The following is a 19881-nucleotide window of genomic DNA, read 5'->3' as shown; positions in this document are numbered from 1 at the left end:
GTATTTAATGAGCAATAGCAATATAAACAATGATCTAGATAAAATAGATAGTTTACTTAAAAAAGCTAAATCTAAAAAGATACCGGTCACTTATGATGATATAAACAACGCTCTTCCTCTTAATAAAAATCCTTCAATAAGACAATTAGAGGAAGCTATATTAAAATTTTCCGATGCGGGGGTAGATATTTTAGAATCTAATGAAGATGATGAAATTAAGCTTGATATCGGAATGGATGAAGAATTTAAGCTATCTACCAATGTTGATAATGAATCTGAGGATGAGGTAGAAGAAGAAAATATAGGTACTACCGATGATCCTGTAAGATTATATCTTAAGGATATGGGGGGAGTCGATCTTTTAACTCGTGAAAATGAAGTAGAAATAGCAAAAAGGATTGAGGAAGGACATAAAACAATGACTGCTTCCTTATGTAGAAGCCCTATTGCTATGCGTTGTTTTATAGTATGGTATGAAGATTTAGTTAATGAAAAAATGTTACTACGTGATCTGATAGATTTAGAAGCTAACATGTTACATGACGAAACACCCGAAAATGATGAAGAACATAGTAGTGAGACCGAAGGAGAAGAGCATGAGGATAATCACTTATCTATGTCTAGAGTAGAAACGCAGATATTACCTAATATTATAGAGCGTATGAAAAAGATTTCTTTTATCTGCGAAGAGCTACTCATTGAAGCTAAAAAATGTTATGAGAAATCTTTTGATCCGAAGGCTTTACAAAATAGCAAAAAATATAATAATTTGGAATTATTAATAAATGAAGTTTCGGAAATACATTTTAATTCTAAAAGAACAGAAGAAATTTTAGGTAAGATGTATGGAATAAATCGTGATTTAATAAATAAAGAAACAGCTTTTTTAAAACTTGCTGAAAAATATGGAGTAACTCGCCAAAATTTCCTTGATGAATATATAGGATCGGTTATCAATGCAGCATGGAAAGAAAAAATGCTGAAAAATAAAAAAGTCGCTTGGAAAGAGTTAATAACTAAAGAATCGGATTATATAGATCAAATGATTGCTGAATTATCGATTATAGAATCTAAAACCGGTCTTTTAATTAATGATTTTAAAAAACTAGTGAATACTATACAAAAAAGTGAGAGACAAACGCTACAAGCAAAAAAAGATATGATAGAAGCGAATTTACGTTTAGTTATATCTATCGCTAAAAAATACGCTAATAGAGGATTGCAGTTTTTAGATTTAATTCAAGAAGGTAATATAGGACTTATGAAAGCGGTGGATAAATTTGAATATCGCCGTGGTTATAAATTCTCTACCTATGCTACGTGGTGGATTAGACAAGCTATAACAAGAGCTATTGCCGATCAAGCAAGGACTATACGTATTCCTGTGCATATGATTGAAACAATTAATAAGATACTACGTACTTCAAGACAAATGCTTAATGAACTCGGATACGAACCAACAGCAACGGAAATCGCTAACCGTCTTTCAATGCCGCTTGATAAAGTACGTAAAGTCATGAAAATAGCTAAAGAACCTATAAGTCTTGAAAATCCCGTAGGTGATGATAGTGACGGCGGTCAATTAGGCGATTTTATCGAAGATAAGAATGCAGTAGCACCGATTGATGCGGCAATTCAGTCAAATTTACGAGAAGTTACCACTAGAGTACTTGCAACCCTTACGCCTCGTGAAGAAAGAGTGCTTAGAATGCGTTTCGGTATAGGTATGAATACTGACCATACATTAGAAGAAGTAGGGCAGCAATTTAAAGTAACTAGAGAACGTATAAGACAAATCGAGTCAAAAGCTTTAAGAAAGTTACAACATCCTATTAGATCCAAAAAACTTAATAGCTTTAGAAGCGGAGGAAAGCGTGGTGACGGTAATCCATCGGATTTACTAGAAGCATGATAATACTTATACTGTCATCTCGTGATTTGGGATCTCAGGACACGGGCTGTGATACAAGATCCCGTGGTCAAGCCACAGGATGACAGTGGGCTATTATGTATCGATATAAAATTACCATTGAATATTTAGGCACGGATCTTGCAGGTTGGCAAAGACAAGCAGGAGTAATGTCGGTACAGCAGATATTAGAAGAAGCGATTTATAAATTTTCCGGTGAACAGGTGATATTGTTTGGGTCAGGAAGAACAGATGCCGGTGTTCATGCTATAGGTCAAGTAGCACATTTTGATCTTTCAAAATATTTAGAACCTCACAAAATTATTACGGCTATCAACTATTTTGCAAGACCGTATGCCGTAGGAGTATGGAATTGTGAATTAGTCCCCAATAATTTTCATGCTAGGTTTTCAGCTACCTCTCGTTATTATATATATAGAATTATTAATAGACCTTATCCATCGGTAATTGATTTAAATAGAGCATGGTGGATTAGTTCACCTTTAGATGTTCTGGCTATGCAACAAGCTGCCGCTTATCTATTAGGTAAACATGATTTTACTTCATTTAGGGCTAGCTCATGTCAATCAAAATCACCGATTAAAACTTTAACTGAACTTAATATTATTAAAGAAGCCGAAGAAATAAAATTATATCTTTCAGCCCCGTCATTTTTGCATCATATGGTACGTAATATTGTCGGTAGTTTAGTACTTGTTGGTAAAAATATTTGGCAGGCAGAACAAATTAAAGATGTTCTAGAAGCCAAAGATAGAAAAGCCGCCGGTCCTACTGCTCCCGCCGCCGGTCTTTATTTTGTGAAAGCAGCGTATTAACAACCATAAATTTTGTCATTACAATGTCTCCCTGCATAGGCATTGTTATGTGGATACCACCTTGTCATTGCGAGAAAATTACGAAGTAATTGACGAAGCAATCTCAGGATATTTGACGAGATTGCCACGCAAGTACTACGGTTGCTCACAATAATAACCGGGTATCCATCTACAAAGCACACTCGTAATGACATCCTAAATTAGTACACTACGACACTGTCAATAAACTGTATAATTTTTCATGGATGTTAGTTAGCTTACCTATATCATTTCCACCGGCTTGAGCAAGGCTTGCTTGGCCACCTCCGCCGCTGCCACCTAAGAATAAAGAAAGTTTTTTTGCAATTATATCTGCATTGTATTTGTCTGTTATAGCTTTACTCACTGCAACCGTAATAGATAATTTACCAATTCCCTCGGCAATATATACCATTATCAAATCTTCTACTTTTTTTGTTAAATTTTCGGCAGCTTGACGTAATATTTTATTGTCTATATTTCCTACTTTTTTGTATAATAGTTTTATTCCTGTTATTTGTGCAGCTTGCTTTTCAATTTGCTCTATACTTAAATCTAAACTAGCTAAATGAGTTTTTTCTAACTCTTTCTCAACTTCCTTGTTACGCTCTAAGATATTATTAACCTTAGTAATAAGTTCATTTTTATTAGTTTTTAAACTACTTTCTATCGATTTAAGTAAACTATCATTTTCTCTCATTAATTTAATTACGAATTCACCGCAAACTGCTTCAATTCTACGAACACCTGCTGCTATAGCACTTTCGCTTGTGATTTTAAAGCAACCGATGTCACCGGTACGTCTGACATGCGTCCCGCCGCATAATTCTAAAGAAGTCTCCCCCATCTTAACTACTCTTACTTCAGAGTCGTATTTCTCGCCAAACAGTGCCATAGCTTCTTGTTTAACTGCATCTTCAGTTGCCATTAATGTAGTAGTTACTTCATGATTATCTCTAATAATCTCATTTACCTTATCTTCGATTAAGGTAATTTCTTCATTAGTCACAGCTTTAGAATGGCTAATATCAAAGCGTAAATAAGTTGGAGTGACTAACGAACCTTTTTGATTAACATGTTTACCAAGTACCTCATGCAGTACTGCATGTAATATATGCGTTGCCGAGTGATGAATTCTTAAATTTTGCCTATATCTTATGTCTATACTAAAATTAGCATTCTCGCCTACGTTAATCTGCCCCTTTTTCAAAATACATTTGTGGACTATAATAGAGCCTAAATATTTTAAAGTATCTATTACTTCTATTTCAGAATCTTTTGCAAATATCGTTCCGATGTCACCTATTTGACCGCCTGATTCACCGTAGAAAGGAGTTTGGTTGCTGATTAGCAGGAATTGTGTATCTATCTCTTTTATATCATTAACTAAATTATTATTTTTGATTAATGCAATTATTTTACATTTTGCTTCATTCAGTGTATATCCTAAAAACTCCGTGCTACCATGTTGCTCTTTGATATCAAACCACAACTGATCGATTTTTGATTCACCGGAGCCAAGCCAAGATTTTCTAGCACGTTCTTTTTGCATAAGCATTTGTTCTTCAAACCCTTTATGATCAACGGAAATATCACGGTTTTTTAGAATATCTTCGGTTAAATCAAGCGGAAATCCGTAAGTATCGTATAGTTTAAATGCTACTTCTCCTGATAATTCATTACCTTTTGTTAGCATTTCTGTTTCTTCGGCAAGAAGTTTGAGACCACGTTCTAATGTGGCTTTAAATCTAATTTCTTCTTGTTCTAAGATACTGCTTATAAAGCTTTCTGCTCTTTTAAGTTCAGGATAAACATTCCCCATTAAATCAACAAGTTTTGGCAGTAATTTATACATTAACGGCTCTTTTGCCCCAAGCATATGAGCATGCCTCATGGATCTTCGCATAATGCGGCGAAGTACGTAACCACGCCCCTCATTTGAAGGAATAACGCCGTCAGCTATTAAAAAGCTACTTGCTCGTAAGTGGTCGGCAATAACTCGGTAAGAAAATTTAGCTTCTCCCTCTACTTTCGCTTTTACTATATTTTCGGTAAAATTAATTATTTCCTGAAATAAATCTATATCATAATTGTTATTAACATGCTGTAATACTGCCGTCATACGCTCAAGACCCATACCGGTATCGATAGATTTTTGCGATAATTCTATGCTAGTATCTTTATCGATTTGTTCATATTGCATAAATACCATATTCCAAATCTCGATAAATCTATCACCGTCTTCATCTTTAGTACCGGGAAGTCCGCCATATATTTGTTCACCGTGGTCGTAAAAAATTTCGGAACAAGGACCGCAAGGGCCAGTATCACCCATTGACCAAAAATTATCGTTTGTTTTGATCTTTATAATGCGATCATCCCCAAAACCTGCTATTTTTTTCCAATAAGAAGCTGCTTCGTCATCAGTATGATAAATTGTTGCATAAAGCTTGTCTTTTGGGAGTTCAAATTCTTTAGTCAATAAATTCCAAGCGTAATATATGGCTTGTTCTTTAAAATAGTCACCGAATGAAAAATTACCTAGCATTTCAAAAAAGGTATGATGTCTTGCCGTATAACCGACATTTTCAAGGTCGTTATGCTTGCCGCCGGCTCTAAGAGATTTTTGACTAGTTACCGCTTTGTTATAAGGTCTTTTTCCTTGTCCGGTAAAAACATTTTTAAATTGTACCATTCCGGAATTAACAAACATTAAACTAGGGTCATTGTGTGGAATTAACGAGCTGGCCGGTACATGTGTATGATTATTTGCTTTAAAGTAAGTTATAAATTTACTTCTAACTTCTTCGGTGGTAAATTTAGTCATGGTAAGATATATTATTTAATGTTATGTCATTCCGGAGAGGATCATTTTTTGTCATTGCGAGGAAAATTACGTAGTAATTGTACGTACACAATCTCGTACCAAAGTCCTGAGATTGCCATGCTCCTTATCAGTCGTTCGCAATGACGGTTCGGGTATCCACGCAGAAATGACGTCCAGTATAGTAAAATACACTGAATTATGATTAAAATAAATTTATTTATGAAAAATATTTTTGAGTCGATCAAATTACATTTTGTTCAATTTGCTACAAAATTAAAAATATTTTCTTTCAAAAGAAAAAAGATTGTGGTGTTACTAGGTAATAAAGGTGTATTTCTTAGTACTTTTCTCGATAATAAATTATTAGATAAATTATTTATCCCTACTCGGAAACAGATAGACTTAAATCCTTATAAAAACTTTTTTAGTAAATTTCCAAAAAGCGATATTTATTTTTTACTTGACGGCAGTGAATGTAAAACACGGCACGATCAAATACCTATATTACAGTCAATAGTTAAACTTGATCCTATTGAACAATTTATTGAAGGTTATTTTAATAAAGAAGACATTATAGCACATTGTGTTTACGAAATTACTACTACCCCAAGTGAAATTTGGTCGACTTTAATTATGTCGTGTCCATTTGAAACACCCTTAAGTGATATAATTTCATGCATTATAGATAAAAGATCTCTTGATTTAAAAGGCATTTACTTTTTAACGTTAGAGCTAAAAGTTATTATAAATAAAATAGTGCGGAATATAGAAAATGATAAATATAACGATTATTTTCAAATTTGTGTATATGCATCACAAGCTAGCGGTATGAAATTTATTATCAAACATAAAAATAATATAATAACAATTAGAAATCTTGAGTATCCATTTGATAAAACAACCGGCTATGTTCAAGGTATTATAGAACAAGAAATTAATGATTGTTTGATATTATTTAAAAACTATATAAGTAATCTTGACCAAAGAGCCTGTATAATTCTTATAGTAGATGAAGAGTTAAAATCTTTATTAGAATCAACAAATTTTGAAGAACGCCCTGTAATCTTTATACCGGTTGATAATATACTAAATAAGCAAACTCTAGAAAAAGAAAGATTTATAGATACGAATATTAGTAGACTGTTTCTAGAATATAAGAGTTTTCCCGCTTATAATAATAATTTAAAATCAATAAAAAAACTAGTTACTATAAAGGATCTGACATTTAAATTATATAGTGCATTACTTATAATATTAATATTAGTGGTCGGTATTATCAAATATAATACAAAACAAAATTACAAAGACATAAACTCTATTAATGAAAAATATTATGCAACAAATCAAGAATACAAATATAATATTAAAAATACTGCTAGCCTAGCTGATTTATATGTAATAGAAAAATTACTAGAAGCCCCGGTCCCACTGCCGTTTGATTTGCTTAAAAGGTTAATAATTACTTTAAATCCAGCTTTTAAATTAGAAGAAATTAAATGGGAATTAACAAATATAGATAATATTTTGTTAGTTTCTAAGAGACAATTAATAATCAAATTAATACTTAAATATCATACTAATAATCTATCGGTAGATGAATCTCTAAAGATGCTAGATGATCATATGACAAACGTAAAAAATAAATTATCTAATTTGCAGATAGATTATGTTATATATAAGGATAAAATACTTGATATATTCGGTAAGGTAGTAATTCCTTTATCGGTTAATATAGTTGATAATAAAACGTAATATTCCATGTCATTCCCGCGTAGGCGGGAATCCAGAGTAAAGCGAGATAAATCAAGCTTTTAAAAAACTTTAAACCTACGCGGGAATGACATAAACCATGCAACGGCACTAATAACCCAAGGTAAAAATAATGTTTGAAAAATATATTATGTATTTAAAGAATCTTATATTTTTTCAATTTATCATATATTTCTTCTTTATTTCCTTAACTATTTGGATAATAAAAATTGTCCAGCAAGAATACAGTAAATCTATTCTTGATAAACAAGTTTTACAAGAAAATCTAACAGAGGAAGTTTTAAAGCTTTATTCTGTCATTAACTCTAAAGAAGAAATATTAGAATCGTACAACAAATATGTAGATTTAAGTGTGCCAAGTAGTGTGAGTTGCTTAAATTATCAAGAACTAATTCCTAAAATAAAAAGCTTAAGCAATAAATATAATTTAGTAGAACCTATAGATGTATTTATAAATTCAGTATTTTTTAAAAATAATGTTCAGGCGATTGAAGGAGAAGGTGAATCGATTCATGTAAATAATTATAGCATAAATATAAAATATGCGTGTGCAGATTTTTTGACTTTTCTAAAAATATTCTCTGAAATTTATTCTTATATGCCTCCTAATACTCTTATATCTTTTGTACGAGTACGTCATGAAGAAGTGTTAACACCTAAGAATATATATAAACTTTCAGTAAATCATGCTCCTAATCTTATTTATGCTAAATTGATATTATATATCAGAGAATTAGCCTCAAAATAAATTACCAAAATGAATAATGCAATAGTACTTAATAACGTAAATACTAATTTATTTAAAAAAGATATTGTTAATAATTTTGTCAATAATCTTATGAAATCTACTTGCTCTACTATTGCAAATATGCTTGCTATAGATTATACGTTAAGGCTTAATTCTAAACCAGAAGCTGAAAAATATATTAATAAATGTATTTCTAGACTCAAAAATTATTTAGGTATGCGGGTTATTAACGATGATAATTTTTCCGTAGCATTAGAGTTATTTGCAATAATGATTACTTCTGAAGACGAAAATGAGCAAAATAAGCATAATATTTTAGAGCAATCACAAGATATAATAGCAGAAAATCTTGTAGAAGTGTATTTTGGAGATGAAATAAATAGTACTGAAAAAGAAAAAATTAAAAATATATTTAAAACTCTTTTAAAAGAGAAGAATTTTGACAAAATAATAAATTATGCGGAGTCTCACAAAAAATTGTTTAAGGCTTCTGTAATGTATGCCATGAAGAAATATAATAATATTGATGAAGCAACCATCTATATAAAGAAAGAATTTAATAAAATATTAGAGATGTCTTTAGTATTTACACAAAAAAGTAATATATTTAAACAAGCAACCGGAAAAATCGCCGGTGCTGTTTGTGCTTTATTAGTCGGAGCAATCAGTGTTGCGACTGCGGGAGCGGCTTTTTCTATCATAGTTGTACCGGCATCAATTTTTGCCATCAGATATGCACCTGAACTTGGTGAAAAAATTGGAGGATTAATTTTGAATAATGATAATGCAATAAAACTAGAACAAAGCAATATAGATAAGTTTATGAAAACATTACAAAATGATAAAGAAAGTCTTCTATCTCAAGAAAAAATAAAAAACATCAAACAAAATATTAAAGTTTCTCCTTCTCGAATCAATGCTAAATTAACTAAGAAAGTGGTTAATGAAAAACATAGATAGGGTATAGTCATTGCGAGAAGAATTACGCAGTAATTCGACGAAGTAATCCAGTAAAAATTCTGTAAAATCAGAATTTTTTTAATTATTTTTCTAGATTGCCACATCGCTACGCTCCTCGCAATGACGACTATGTTATCAACGCAAGCAAAGCTATTCGCATGAAATAAAGCTATTTTTACTTGAGAATATAAAATATTACTCTTATTATCTTTTTTTTAATCAATAAAATAACTTAATGAGAAAAGTAGTAATATCCGGCATGATCGGCAACGCTTTAGAATGGTATGATTATGCATTATATGCGCAATTTGCTTATATTATAGGTCAGCATTTTTTTCCGGATCCAGAAATGCGAGAGACGTTAACTTTTGCGGTATTTGCTGCAGGCTTTGTAGTACGCCCGCTCGGCGGTATTATTTTCGGTAATATAGGTGATAGATTCGGTAGACGTACTGCTTTGGTGATGGGTATTATAGCTATGGCAATACCGACTGCCGGGATAGGGCTCTTACCAAGTTATAAAACTATTGGAATTGCCGCTCCTATTATTTTAACTATTATCAGACTCATACAAGGTTTTTCTTTAGGAGGGGAATTTAGCGGTTGTATTTCGTATATTGTAGAACATGCTTCGTTCGAGCAGCGAGGACTTGCGGGGAGTAGCTCATTTGTTAGTATGTGCGGCGGTATGCTGCTTGGACTTGGTACAGCGGCCGGTTTTTCTTATTTTATGCCTGCCGATACGCTATTTGAATGGGGTTGGAGGATACCTTTTATTGCCGGTTTATTTATTAGCTCCATAGGTTTATATATTAGAAAAAACCTAGCAGAAAGTCCTATTTATAAAAAAGCTAAGGGAACAGGGCGTTTAGCACGTTTTCCTTTACGAGAAACATTAACAAAATACCCAAAAGAACTAATTATCGCACTGGGTCTGTATATTACCGTAACTGCTCCTTTTTATACTGCTACGGTTTTTATTAGTAATTTTATGCAAACACTCGGTTATACTAATCAGCAAAGCACAATTGTTAGTAGTATAATATTAATCGTAATGATGATAGTATTTCCTATATCTGCGTATGTTTCAGATAAGGTGGGGCGACGTCCTGTACTAATATGGGGGATTATCTTGTTAATTTTATCAGTCTATCCTATTTTTGTAGCCTTAGGGTCGATGAATTTTACTTTAGCTATAATATCTCAAGTAATATTTGCTGGAGTTATTAGCATTTATATGGGGCCTATTCCAACGGTTTTAGTAGAGATATTTCCGACTAGCATAAGATTTACCGGTGTTGCACTTTCATACAACCTTGCAGCTGCTATATTTGGCGGTACTGCTCCAATGTTAGCAATAATATTAACGAAAGTTACCGGAGACAATTATGCTATTGCATATTATTTAATTGTACTTGCCTTGTTATCTTCTATAATTCTAAAATTCTATAAAGAAACCTATAAAAAGAATCTAGTAAATATAATATGAGCGAAGTTTTTGAAATACCAAATGGTGAAAGCAAGGTTTTACTCCATTGTTGTTGTGCTCCTTGTGTTGGCCCTTTAATGGAAAAAATGATCGATACCGGCATTAAGTTTATGCTTTTTTTCTATAATCCTAATATTCATCCTAAAAAAGAATATGAGCTTCGTAAAAACGAAAATATTAAATTTGCCGAGAAACATAATATAGAATTTATCGATGCAGATTATGATCCGCAAAATTGGTTTAGGCGTGCTAAAGGGATGGAGTTTGAGCCTGAGAGAGGTATACGCTGTACAATGTGTTTTGATATGCGTTTCGAGCGTACGGCTTTATATGCTTATGAGAACGGCTTTAAAGTTATAACTAGCTCGCTTGGTATTTCTAGATGGAAAGATATGAACCAAATTAATGAATCAGGAACTAGGGCGGCATCTCATTATGAAGGGGTGACCTATTGGACTTATAATTGGCGTAAAGACGGTGGTGCTAGCAGAATGTACGAAATTGCCAAAGAAGAGAACTTTTATAAACAAGAATTTTGCGGTTGTGTTTATTCTTTTCGTGATACTAACGATTGGCGAGTAGCAAACAATCGCCCTAAAATCGAGATCGGCAAGGAGTATTATTAAGACCTCAAATTAATAAAAAAATATTTTATTTTTTTGAATCTTTATATTACAATAATCTAGACAATCTAGCTATATGAGGATTTTATATAAATAAATGGCAGTTACACGAAGCAAAGAATAAGTTAAGTAATATTATTGATATGGCAATGCATGGTACCCCTCAATGTATTACAAAAAGGGGTGAAGAAGCAGTTGTAATTATTAGTATAAAAGACTATAAACAACTTACTAAACAAAAACCTGATTTCAAAGAATATTTATTGAGCATACCTAAGACAGATAATTTGGATATTCAGAGAGCAAAAGGGTATGCTAGAGATTTTGAATTATGAAATATTTATTAGATACTAATGTTGTATCTGAAATTCAAAAGAAAAAATCCAATTCTCAAGTAGCAGCATGGTTTTCAATTGTTCATTCTAGTCAGTTACACTTAAGTTTGTATTACTATCAGCGAAATAAGAAAGGGAATATCACAATTAGCAAAGAAAGATAAAATAGCAAGTTTGAAATTAGAAAAATGGTTAGAAAGAATAATAATATTGACAAAGAAATATGTGAGGAGTGGAGTGAATTAATGAGTATTGATAGTACGAATGCAATCGATGCTTTAATAGCTGCACAGGCAAAACAAAACAATATGATACTCGTTACTAGAAATATCAAACATTATAATATGTTTAATATAAAAATATTCGATCCTTTTAACTGATCAAAATTTTCTTTCCCAATAATAATACCCTATGAAAAAACTATCATTTCAGCAAATTATTCTGACATTACAAAATTATTGGCAGGATTATGGCTGTGCAATATTGCAGCCTTACGATGCCCATGTTGGAGCCGGTACGTTTCACCCTGCAACTGTGCTTCGCTGCCTTGGTACTAAATCTTGGTCTGTTGCATATGTTCAGCCATCAAGAAGACCAGGGGATAGCAGGTATGGCATGCATCCTAATAGAATGCAGCATTATTATCAGTTTCAAGTTATCTTAAAGCCGTCGCCGGATAATATTCAAGAGTTATATCTTAAAAGCTTAGAATGTTTAGGCATAGATTTAAAAATTCATGATATTAGATTTGTTGAAGATGATTGGGAGTCGCCAACCTTAGGTGCTGCCGGGCTTGGCTGGGAAGTATGGTGTAATGGTATGGAAGTATCGCAATTTACTTATATGCAGCAAATCGGCGGTATTGAATGCCGTCCCGTTGCCGGTGAAATCACTTATGGACTCGAGAGGCTTGCTTTATATATTCAAGGTGTTGATGAAGTAAGAGAGCTTGATTGGAACGGGCAAGTAGGCGAAAAAGCTTTAAAATACGGTGAAGTGGATTTCGAAGCTGAACGGCAATTTTCAAAATATAATTTAGAGCTTGCCGATAGTGAAATGTTACTGCGACATTTCAAGGATAGCGAAGACCAGTGTGAGAGATTAATCAAAGCTAATTTACCTATGCCGGCTTATGATGAATGCCTTAAGGCAAGTCATGCATTTAATCAACTAAATGCACTTGGAGTAATTAGCGTCACTGAGCGTGCTTCTTATGTTTTAAGAGTGCGTCATTTAGCTAGAATTTGTTGTACAAAATGGTTGGAGATGAACAAGTGAGCGAGTTATTATTAGAGCTATTTAGCGAAGAAATTCCGGTTTGTATGCAAAAAAATGCTAAAGAGGGTTATTTAAATATATTCACGAAAATTTTTGAAGAAAACGAAATATTTGCAAAAGTACAAGTATTCGTGGGACCTCGTAGGATAACGCTGCATGCTACCCATTTGCCAAAGATAACTTTGCCAAAAGAGGAAGAAATTAAAGGACCAAGCATAGAAGCTCCGGAAGCCGCTATTAACGGCTTTTGTAAAGCTCATAATGTTAGTAAATTAGAGCTTTCTACTAAATTAATTAGTAATCAGCTATATTATTTCTTTGTCAAAAAAACAGAAGAAAGAGAAATAAAAGAGATTTTGCCGGAGATTATTATAGAGGCTATTAATAAATATAGTTGGGCAAAATCGATGTTTTGGGGTGATTACAAAATAAAATGGATTAGACCTCTGCGAAATATTTTATGCATATTTGACGGCGAAATATTACCGATGCAATTTGGGCATTTAACCGCTAATAATATTACATATGGGCATCGTCTTACTGATAATAAAAAATTAGAAGTAACAGATTTTGAAGATTATAGAAATAAGCTTTTAGAAAATCATGTTATTTTAGAAAGAGCAAAGAGAGAGGCAATAATTAAAACCGGTTTACTGGAACTGGCAAATTCTCATGATTTAATTATAAAAGAAGATAATCGTTTAGTAGAAGAAGTAGCAGGGCTTAGCGAATTTCCTGTTGTACTGCTTGGACAAATCCCGCAAAAATTTTTAGAGTTACCTAAAGAAGTACTTATTTCTTCGATGCGTATGCATCAGAAATATTTTTGTTTATTTGATAAAACAGGAAATTTCACACCGTATTTTCTCTTTGTCAGTAATGGCAGATTTACAAATGCTGAACTAGTTATTCAAGGTAACGAGAAAGTTCTATCGGCACGTCTTTCGGATGCTTTATATTTTTGTAAGCAGGATATAGCTAAAACTTTAGAATCAAGATTAGGCCAATTAGAAGCTGTAACATTTCATGCAAAGCTTGGTAATTTAAGAGAAAAAATTGAACGCATAACCGATATTTGTAATTATATAGCTCCAAATAATAAGGATTTGATTACAGCAGCTAGACTTTGCAAAAGTGATCTTGTTTCTGAGATGGTCAGGGAATTTCCTGATTTACAGGGGATTATGGGTTATTATTATGCAAAACATGAAGGGCTAAATGCAGAAGTAGCCGCTGCAATTAGAGACCATTATAAACCGCAAGGTTTGAGCGACAATGTACCAAGCGGAAATGCGGCTTTACTTGCTTTAGCTGATAAGCTAGATAGTTTAGTAGGTTTGATGATAGCAGGGGAAGCACCAACCGGCTCAGGTGATCCATATGCTTTAAGACGTCAAGCTCTTGGTATAATAAGAATAATACTTGAAAATAAATTAGAGCTAAATTTTAATGATTTAATTAATTTTTCTATAAACTTATATAAAGATTCATCTGACGAAAATAAGAATTTAATCATATCTTTTTTTGAAGAAAGAGCAAAATTTTATTTTAAAAATGACTATGATATTGCGTTAATTAATGCAGTTCTTGACTTAAATTTAGTAGATACAAACTTTAAGCTTGATGCGTTAAAAGAATTTTTAATAGAAGACGCAGGCAAGCAATTATTAAATGCTTACAAACGAGCTAGCAATATAATTGGTGATCAGAAAATTACCGGCTTAGTTGATGCGAGTCTTTTTAGTACACAACCTGAAAAAGAATTATTTGAAGTAATCCAAAAAATTTCTCTGCAAATTATAGATAGTATAGCTGATAAAGATTATAAGAAAGCCTTAAATTTATTATCATCTCTATTAACTCCCATTACTAGCTTTTTTGATAATGTACTCGTTAATGACTCTGATCCAAAGATCGCTCAAAATCGTTTGTCGTTATTACAGAATATGTGCGAATTATTTGATAAAGTAGCTAAGTTTAACCGCTTATGATAAACAAAGCAGTTCAATTTATAAAATCAGGTAAAGTGGTTGTTTTCCCGACTGAAACAGTCTATGGGATTGGTGCGGATGCCACAAATAATGAGGCGTGTTTAAAGATTTTTCAGTTCAAAGAGCGCCCTGCTATCAATCCGCTTATCGTGCATGTCTCCTCCATAGAGCAAGCAAAGGAAATAGGGGAGTTTGACGATTTAGCTACAAAAATAGCAGAAAATTTTTGGTCTGGACCATTATCTATAGTTGTTCCTTTAAAAAAGAATGCAAATATTGCCCCTAGCGTAACAGCAGGACTAAATACCATAGCACTTCGGATACCGTCTTATCCTGTAGCGTTAGAGCTTATCAGACAATCAGGTATACCTATAGCTGCCCCAAGTGCTAATCCTTCAAACTATATTAGTCCGACTAACGCTGAGCATGTAACAAAACATTTTAAGGATAATCAGGAAATTTTTATTTTAGCACCTGAAATCTATCAATCTAAATATGGGCTAGAGTCAATGATAATCGATACAACAACTGTTACTCCTACTATTCTTAGAGAAGGGTTTATAACTGCTGAAATTTTAGGAGAAATACTAGGGATAGAAGTTTTAAAAGCATCAGAGACAAGTACTATAAAAGCTCCGGGAATGCTTGCAAAACACTATTCACCAAAAGTACCGGTTAGGCTAAATGCTATAAATTTAGAGGATAAAGAAATCGGATTAAATTTTGGCAATAGCAATCTTACAGGAAGATTTTCATTAAACTTAAGTGTAAAAGGTGACTTTATAGAAGCCGCTGCAAATCTTTATGCTTATTTAAGAATACTTGACGATTATGCTGCATCTCATGATGTAAGAGGTATAGCAGTTAGCCCTATACCTCAGGTGAATATAGGGGCTGCAATTAATGATCGCCTAAAACGTGCCGCAAAATCATAAATTTCGGCGTTCTATTCGCCTTAATAGCTTTTTGATGATATTTGGTAATTACATAGTTATCGTGCGGTTTTAAATAATCATTTTTATTTATAATTTCAAAATTACCGTTCTGCTGTATTAACTCTATTGCTGCATAAAAATAATTTTCGATATCGGAAGCAAATACTAAATTACCATTGTCTTTTAGCTTATCTTGTAAAATCTTAAGTCGTTCTTTATTGAAAATACGTTTCTTTTTTTGCTTATTTTTTATCCATGGATCGGGAAATAAAATATAAATTCCATCAAGGCTATTACTTAGTATCTCATTTAATATTAAATCCAAATTATTAGGGAATAATAAAAAATTCGTGATATTTTGTTCGCCTGCAAGTTTTAAAACATTTGCAACTCCATTTAAATATACCTCTACCCCAATAAAAAGTGCATTAGGATTCATTTTAGCTTGATTAATGAAATGCTCACCCATACCAAAGCCTATCTCAAGAAATACTTTACGTTTTTCATTTACAAGCTTTTCTTTAGAAAATAAATATTTTGGTAGTTTGTTATCTAATAAATTCTGTTATACTCCTGATAAGCTTTTACCGATACGTCTTGCATATAACCGATTATTAATAGGAGAAAATAATATTACCCTACTGTGACCTTGTAGGTCCTTATAAACGCTTTCAATATTATAACCATGATCTAAGAAAATTTGGGTTACCGCTTCTTCCTGTTTAAACCCTATTTCTAATATAATCTTACCGTTTGGTTTTAAGAATTGTTTGGCATTTTCGGCGATGCGAAAGTAAGCTTGCAATCCGTCTTTTTCAGCAAATAAAGCAATAGACGGTTCATAATTGATTGTTTCAATTGCCATCTCTGATTTTTCGCTGAGAGCTATATATGGCGGGTTGCTAACGATAAAATCAAATTTCTGAGTTTCAATGTTCTCAAACCAATTACTGTGAATAATCTGAATGCGATCCGTTACCTCATATTTTGCCGCATTACTTTTAATAATTTCTATAGCATCAAGACTTATATCAGTCGCAATTACATTAGCATTCGGTAACTCACATAATAGACTGATAGCAATGCAGCCGCTACCTGTACCAAGTTCTAGGATATTTAAGAATTTGTCATTGCAGTTTTCGCTTATGTCATCCCCGCGAAAGCGGGAATGACATTGAAATACAACATCCACCAAAACTTCAGTATCGCTTCTTGGAATTAATACATGTTTATTAACAATAAATTCACGTGAGTAAAATTCTTTAACACCTGTAATATATACTATCGGTTCATGCTTTAATCTTCTCTCTAACAGTTTTTCAAAAGCTTCTATCTCGGCTTCATTTAACTGCTCATCAAGATTAATAAGTAAATACTCAATAGGTTTATTTATAACATGCTGTAGTAAAATTCGTGCTTCTAATTGCGGCGAACTAATACCTATTTTATTTAATTTATCTGTAGCGTTACTAAGAATTTGCTTTATAGAACATTGCATGGAAAGTTTTATTTTCTGCCAAAATTTTTCATTTCTAAAATCTCATCTATACTACCTAGTGTTGCTCGTTTTTTAAGTTCAGTAAATTCACGAAATATATTATTACCAAATTTATTCTTATAATATTCGGGTTCTAGAGTTACTATTTTAAGATAATTTTTGGTTTTAGGTATTTTAATTATTTTCATAAACCGTTTTATGTTATTATATCACCAATTATTTCTGAATAATATTCATGTTCTATATAGCTATTTTAAAGCTAAGATTTGCTAATGTTTCTAAATCACAAGTGATTAAAGGTTCTTGTTCGTGTTGATTTTTTAATAAATAAGAACTAGTACAAAACCAAGCGAACTCTCCTTTTATCTGGTTAGCAGTTAGTTTATTTAGTACTTCACCATTTTTCCCATACAAAATCAAGTCAGAAAAAGTACCATATCCTGCTTCGGTAAATTTTATGGGAGCTTTCTTCTCACCTAAAATTTCTTGTTGATTTTTTAAAATATATTCTAGTGTCTTGATGTCCTATATATTTTTTATCTAAAATTTGTTTTTTCTCATATTCTTTAATAATAATATGAGTCATATTTTTTGTTGGAACAGTAATCATATATATTCTTTTTTGTTAGGATAAATAATCTCTGCACATTTAGCAATAAAACTATGAAGTTTAAGTGAAAGACTTGAATGTTTTTTAGTATTATTATAGTCATATATTGGAGCTGTTGTTATTCCTATATGTGAAATAAAATTTGCGTTTTGGAAGCTGCCATAGTTATAATTATTTCTACCGATGGTATATCAATACTACTTTTCTGTTCCCATGCTTTATTATAGGTAAAAACTACATATATACATCTCTTAAATCTTGGTCATGATATTCTATGCTAGAGTCAACAGCATCTAGTCCCATAAAAGCTTTTCTATATTCTTTTTTCCTAGACTGGTTTATAAACTCCCCCTGTTTCTTTAAGAAATTTTGCCAAGTAGTTACATTTACTCCATTAACTTTTACCATATAAAAATGTAAATCATCTTCTACTTCATAATGATAAATTTCTGATTTTACTTCTTGTGCTTTATATAGCTTTGTAAAAAGATGTTGTAAATTAGAATATTTTTCATCTATTTTACTGAAATCAAATTCAGAGAAAATCCGCAGAGCTTGCATATATTGCATGTCTATATTATCAGGTGCTTTTGCTTCTGTACATGCAACTTTTATAAATTTATTTAATTGTGCTTCTTGCTCATTAAAATCATTTTTTTTAATTCTTCTAAAAATTTTTTTAATAAAATTTCTTTCCTATAATTTGCATCATCAATATACGTACTATTATTAATATTTATGCCTGTTTTTAATCTTAGAGAAAGAATTTCATTGACGAATTCAGAAATTTTAATTTCATGTTCTGTACTATTATTGGGAAGAGCTAGCAATTTTTATAGATTGCGGTTTAAAAGATAAATTATTACCTAATTTTAAAATAAAATCTTTTACTTCTGGCCACTCTCTATAATGATATATGAAATAATTAAATCTTGCAGAAAAGTAAAAATCTCTTCTAAGCTCGCTTTTTGTTTTCTAAGGTTTAAAATACCCTCTTCCATAGAATATAAGGCTTCTTCTAATTTAGTATTAGCTTTTTTCATTTTATAAATCTTTTAAATATTAATTCTTAATTTTATATTAAAAAATTAATATTTTTGTCAATTATAAACTAATTATCTCTTCCATATCCCTTGGTAACTTACAAGAAAATTTCATAATCGCATTACTAGTCGGATGAGTAAAACTTAAATACCAAGAATGTAAGGCTTGACGTTTAAAATCAATTAATTTTGCTTTTAGTTCAGGGGGAGAATGAGCAATTTTTCGGTCGTTATTGCCGTAAGTTTGGTCGCCGACTACCGAATGCTTTAAATGGCTTAGCTGTACTCTAATTTGGTGAGTTCTACCAGTACTAAGCTTGCACTCCACCATACTAATACTACCTTTATAAAATAATTCTAGAGTCTTATAATGTGTAACGGCTTCTTTGCCGCCATATTTTAATATGGTCATTTTTTGATGATCGCTTCGGCTGCGACCTATATTATTCTTAATGACTCCTTCTAGTGGATTTATTATTCCCCACACTAACACTTTATATTTCCGTATTACCTGCCTTTGTTCTATCTGATTTGCAAGTAGCATATGTGCTTTATTATTTTTAGCAACTACCATCAAGCCCGTAGTGTCTTTATCTAAACGATGTACTATCCCGGGTCTTTCTGATGAGCCGATATCCGATAAGTTTTTTGTATGATGTAATAAAGCATTAACAAGCGTATCGTTATGATGCCCTGCTCCCGGGTGTACCGTCATACCTGCAGCTTTGTTAATTACTATCAAATCATCGTCTTCATATATTATATCAAGTGCTAAATTTGCTGCTGCAATTTTTAGCTCTTCAGGTTCTTTAAAAGAAAATAATATAATATCATTCTCCTTGACCAAAACATCAGGATCAGAAATAATTACATCATTAACTAGTACTTGCGAATCTTTAATAGCTTTTTGGATTTGATTCCTTGAGACATTTTCAAGAAGTGATGATAGAGCTTTATCAAGCCTTATGCCATTTAGTTCGTGTGGTACGGAATATTTTAACATATTTTATT

General features: G+C 32.1%; 19 protein-coding genes and 2 pseudogenes. 12 read left to right on the top strand and 9 right to left on the bottom strand.

Going from position 1 to position 19881, the window contains the following annotated elements; genetic code table 11:
• Positions 1 to 7 precede the first annotated feature (7 nt).
• Both rpoD and truA read left to right on the top strand, forming a co-directional pair.
• Positions 8 to 1912, top strand: coding sequence for an RNA polymerase sigma factor RpoD (rpoD, locus tag ACPKKV_RS01055; RefSeq protein WP_392505754.1), 1905 nt, complete (start codon positions 8 to 10; stop codon positions 1910 to 1912).
• A 95-nt stretch (positions 1913 to 2007) separates the two neighbouring features.
• Positions 2008 to 2745 carry a tRNA pseudouridine(38-40) synthase TruA gene (gene truA, locus ACPKKV_RS01050; RefSeq protein ID WP_392505753.1) on the top strand — a complete coding sequence of 246 codons (738 nt, stop codon included), beginning with the start codon at positions 2008 to 2010 and terminating at the stop codon, positions 2743 to 2745.
• Positions 2746 to 2953: 208 nt separating this feature from the next.
• Here the strand turns inward: truA and alaS are convergent, their stop codons facing one another.
• A complete protein-coding gene (alaS, locus tag ACPKKV_RS01045) occupies positions 2954 to 5590 on the bottom strand; it encodes an alanine--tRNA ligase (protein WP_392505751.1) in 2637 nt (878 codons plus the stop codon).
• 198 nt (positions 5591 to 5788) lie between these two features.
• Between alaS and ACPKKV_RS01040 the strand changes: the two genes are divergently transcribed.
• From ACPKKV_RS01040 to ACPKKV_RS00995, 10 genes and pseudogenes are all read left to right on the top strand, one after another.
• Positions 5789 to 7342, top strand: a complete 1554-nt coding sequence (locus ACPKKV_RS01040) for a hypothetical protein (protein ID WP_392505750.1) — start codon at positions 5789 to 5791, stop codon at positions 7340 to 7342.
• Positions 7343 to 7472: 130 nt separating this feature from the next.
• Entirely contained in the window at positions 7473 to 8108 is a 636-nt protein-coding gene (locus ACPKKV_RS01035) for a hypothetical protein (protein WP_392505749.1), read from the top strand.
• A gap of 9 nt (positions 8109 to 8117) precedes the next feature.
• Positions 8118 to 9068 (top strand): RP853 family protein, encoded by a 951-nt coding sequence (locus ACPKKV_RS01030; RefSeq protein WP_392505748.1) that lies wholly within the window; start codon positions 8118 to 8120, stop codon positions 9066 to 9068.
• A 235-nt stretch (positions 9069 to 9303) separates the two neighbouring features.
• On the top strand, positions 9304 to 10557 hold the full coding sequence (locus ACPKKV_RS01025; RefSeq protein ID WP_392505747.1) for a metabolite/H+ symporter: 1254 nt from the start codon (positions 9304 to 9306) through the stop codon (positions 10555 to 10557).
• Positions 10554 to 11183 carry an epoxyqueuosine reductase QueH gene (locus tag ACPKKV_RS01020; RefSeq protein ID WP_014409708.1) on the top strand — a complete coding sequence of 210 codons (630 nt, stop codon included), beginning with the start codon at positions 10554 to 10556 and terminating at the stop codon, positions 11181 to 11183. Before ACPKKV_RS01025 ends, ACPKKV_RS01020 begins: the two co-directional genes overlap by 4 nt.
• A gap of 86 nt (positions 11184 to 11269) precedes the next feature.
• Positions 11270 to 11515, top strand: a complete 246-nt coding sequence (locus ACPKKV_RS01015; protein WP_392506906.1) for a type II toxin-antitoxin system Phd/YefM family antitoxin — start codon at positions 11270 to 11272, stop codon at positions 11513 to 11515.
• Positions 11512 to 11895, top strand: a pseudogene (locus ACPKKV_RS01010) (type II toxin-antitoxin system VapC family toxin). The gene ACPKKV_RS01015 and the pseudogene ACPKKV_RS01010 overlap by 4 nt, the downstream one beginning before the upstream one ends.
• A gap of 31 nt (positions 11896 to 11926) precedes the next feature.
• Positions 11927 to 12793, top strand: coding sequence for a glycine--tRNA ligase subunit alpha (locus ACPKKV_RS01005; protein WP_392505746.1), 867 nt, complete (start codon positions 11927 to 11929; stop codon positions 12791 to 12793).
• Positions 12790 to 14784: a glycine--tRNA ligase subunit beta gene (gene glyS, locus ACPKKV_RS01000; protein WP_392505745.1), complete on the top strand. Its 1995-nt coding sequence runs from the start codon at positions 12790 to 12792 to the stop codon at positions 14782 to 14784. Before ACPKKV_RS01005 ends, glyS begins: the two co-directional genes overlap by 4 nt.
• Positions 14781 to 15719, top strand: coding sequence for an L-threonylcarbamoyladenylate synthase (locus ACPKKV_RS00995; protein ID WP_392505744.1), 939 nt, complete (start codon positions 14781 to 14783; stop codon positions 15717 to 15719). The genes glyS and ACPKKV_RS00995 overlap by 4 nt, the downstream gene beginning before the upstream one ends.
• On the opposite strand, the pseudogene trmB reads toward ACPKKV_RS00995, so the two are convergent.
• The 8 genes and pseudogenes from trmB to ACPKKV_RS00955 all read right to left on the bottom strand — a co-directional run bounded on the left by trmB (position 15685) and on the right by ACPKKV_RS00955 (position 19873).
• Positions 15685 to 17217: pseudogene (gene trmB / locus ACPKKV_RS00990) on the bottom strand (bifunctional peptide chain release factor N(5)-glutamine methyltransferase PrmC/tRNA (guanosine(46)-N7)-methyltransferase TrmB). The gene ACPKKV_RS00995 and the pseudogene trmB sit on opposite strands and share 35 nt — an antisense overlap.
• 8 nt (positions 17218 to 17225) lie before the next feature.
• Positions 17226 to 17405 (bottom strand): hypothetical protein, encoded by a 180-nt coding sequence (locus tag ACPKKV_RS00985; protein WP_392505743.1) that lies wholly within the window; start codon positions 17403 to 17405, stop codon positions 17226 to 17228.
• 52 nt (positions 17406 to 17457) lie between these two features.
• Positions 17458 to 17631, bottom strand: coding sequence for a hypothetical protein (locus ACPKKV_RS00980; RefSeq protein ID WP_392505742.1), 174 nt, complete (start codon positions 17629 to 17631; stop codon positions 17458 to 17460).
• Positions 17632 to 17689: 58 nt separating this feature from the next.
• On the bottom strand, positions 17690 to 17827 hold the full coding sequence (locus ACPKKV_RS00975) for a hypothetical protein (RefSeq protein WP_392505741.1): 138 nt from the start codon (positions 17825 to 17827) through the stop codon (positions 17690 to 17692).
• Between the two features lie 234 nt (positions 17828 to 18061).
• Positions 18062 to 18388 carry a hypothetical protein gene (locus ACPKKV_RS00970; protein ID WP_392505740.1) on the bottom strand — a complete coding sequence of 109 codons (327 nt, stop codon included), beginning with the start codon at positions 18386 to 18388 and terminating at the stop codon, positions 18062 to 18064.
• A 62-nt stretch (positions 18389 to 18450) separates the two neighbouring features.
• Positions 18451 to 18657 carry a hypothetical protein gene (locus tag ACPKKV_RS00965; RefSeq protein WP_392505739.1) on the bottom strand — a complete coding sequence of 69 codons (207 nt, stop codon included), beginning with the start codon at positions 18655 to 18657 and terminating at the stop codon, positions 18451 to 18453.
• Between the two features lie 57 nt (positions 18658 to 18714).
• Complete coding sequence (locus tag ACPKKV_RS00960) at positions 18715 to 18870, bottom strand: hypothetical protein (protein ID WP_392505738.1); 156 nt, start codon at positions 18868 to 18870, stop codon at positions 18715 to 18717.
• A 61-nt stretch (positions 18871 to 18931) separates the two neighbouring features.
• On the bottom strand, positions 18932 to 19873 hold the full coding sequence (locus ACPKKV_RS00955) for an RluA family pseudouridine synthase (RefSeq protein ID WP_392505737.1): 942 nt from the start codon (positions 19871 to 19873) through the stop codon (positions 18932 to 18934).
• Positions 19874 to 19881: the final 8 nt, after the last annotated feature.

Source organism: Rickettsia finnyi (assembly GCF_049668125.1).
Taxonomy (GTDB): domain Bacteria; phylum Pseudomonadota; class Alphaproteobacteria; order Rickettsiales; family Rickettsiaceae; genus Rickettsia; species Rickettsia kotlanii.
The sequence above is the reverse complement of the archived record's forward strand: the minus strand, read 5'-3'. Positions and strand labels throughout refer to the sequence as shown.

Bases quoted from the DNA above. Each gene is read 5' to 3' on its own strand.
- rpoD (WP_392505754.1), top strand. From the start codon at position 8: ATGAGCAATAGCAATATAAACAATGATCTAGATAAAATAGATAGTTTA.
- truA (WP_392505753.1), top strand. From the start codon at position 2,008: ATGTATCGATATAAAATTACCATTGAATATTTAGGCACGGATCTTGCA.
- alaS (WP_392505751.1), bottom strand. From the start codon at position 5,590: ATGACTAAATTTACCACCGAAGAAGTTAGAAGTAAATTTATAACTTAC.
- ACPKKV_RS01040 (WP_392505750.1), top strand. From the start codon at position 5,789: ATGATTAAAATAAATTTATTTATGAAAAATATTTTTGAGTCGATCAAA.
- ACPKKV_RS01035 (WP_392505749.1), top strand. From the start codon at position 7,473: ATGTTTGAAAAATATATTATGTATTTAAAGAATCTTATATTTTTTCAA.
- ACPKKV_RS01030 (WP_392505748.1), top strand. From the start codon at position 8,118: ATGAATAATGCAATAGTACTTAATAACGTAAATACTAATTTATTTAAA.
- ACPKKV_RS01025 (WP_392505747.1), top strand. From the start codon at position 9,304: ATGAGAAAAGTAGTAATATCCGGCATGATCGGCAACGCTTTAGAATGG.
- ACPKKV_RS01020 (WP_014409708.1), top strand. From the start codon at position 10,554: ATGAGCGAAGTTTTTGAAATACCAAATGGTGAAAGCAAGGTTTTACTC.
- ACPKKV_RS01005 (WP_392505746.1), top strand. From the start codon at position 11,927: ATGAAAAAACTATCATTTCAGCAAATTATTCTGACATTACAAAATTAT.
- ACPKKV_RS00995 (WP_392505744.1), top strand. From the start codon at position 14,781: ATGATAAACAAAGCAGTTCAATTTATAAAATCAGGTAAAGTGGTTGTT.
- ACPKKV_RS00985 (WP_392505743.1), bottom strand. From the start codon at position 17,405: ATGAAAATAATTAAAATACCTAAAACCAAAAATTATCTTAAAATAGTA.
- ACPKKV_RS00975 (WP_392505741.1), bottom strand. From the start codon at position 17,827: ATGATTACTGTTCCAACAAAAAATATGACTCATATTATTATTAAAGAA.
- ACPKKV_RS00970 (WP_392505740.1), bottom strand. From the start codon at position 18,388: ATGCAAGCTCTGCGGATTTTCTCTGAATTTGATTTCAGTAAAATAGAT.
- ACPKKV_RS00960 (WP_392505738.1), bottom strand. From the start codon at position 18,870: ATGAAAAAAGCTAATACTAAATTAGAAGAAGCCTTATATTCTATGGAA.
- ACPKKV_RS00955 (WP_392505737.1), bottom strand. From the start codon at position 19,873: ATGTTAAAATATTCCGTACCACACGAACTAAATGGCATAAGGCTTGAT.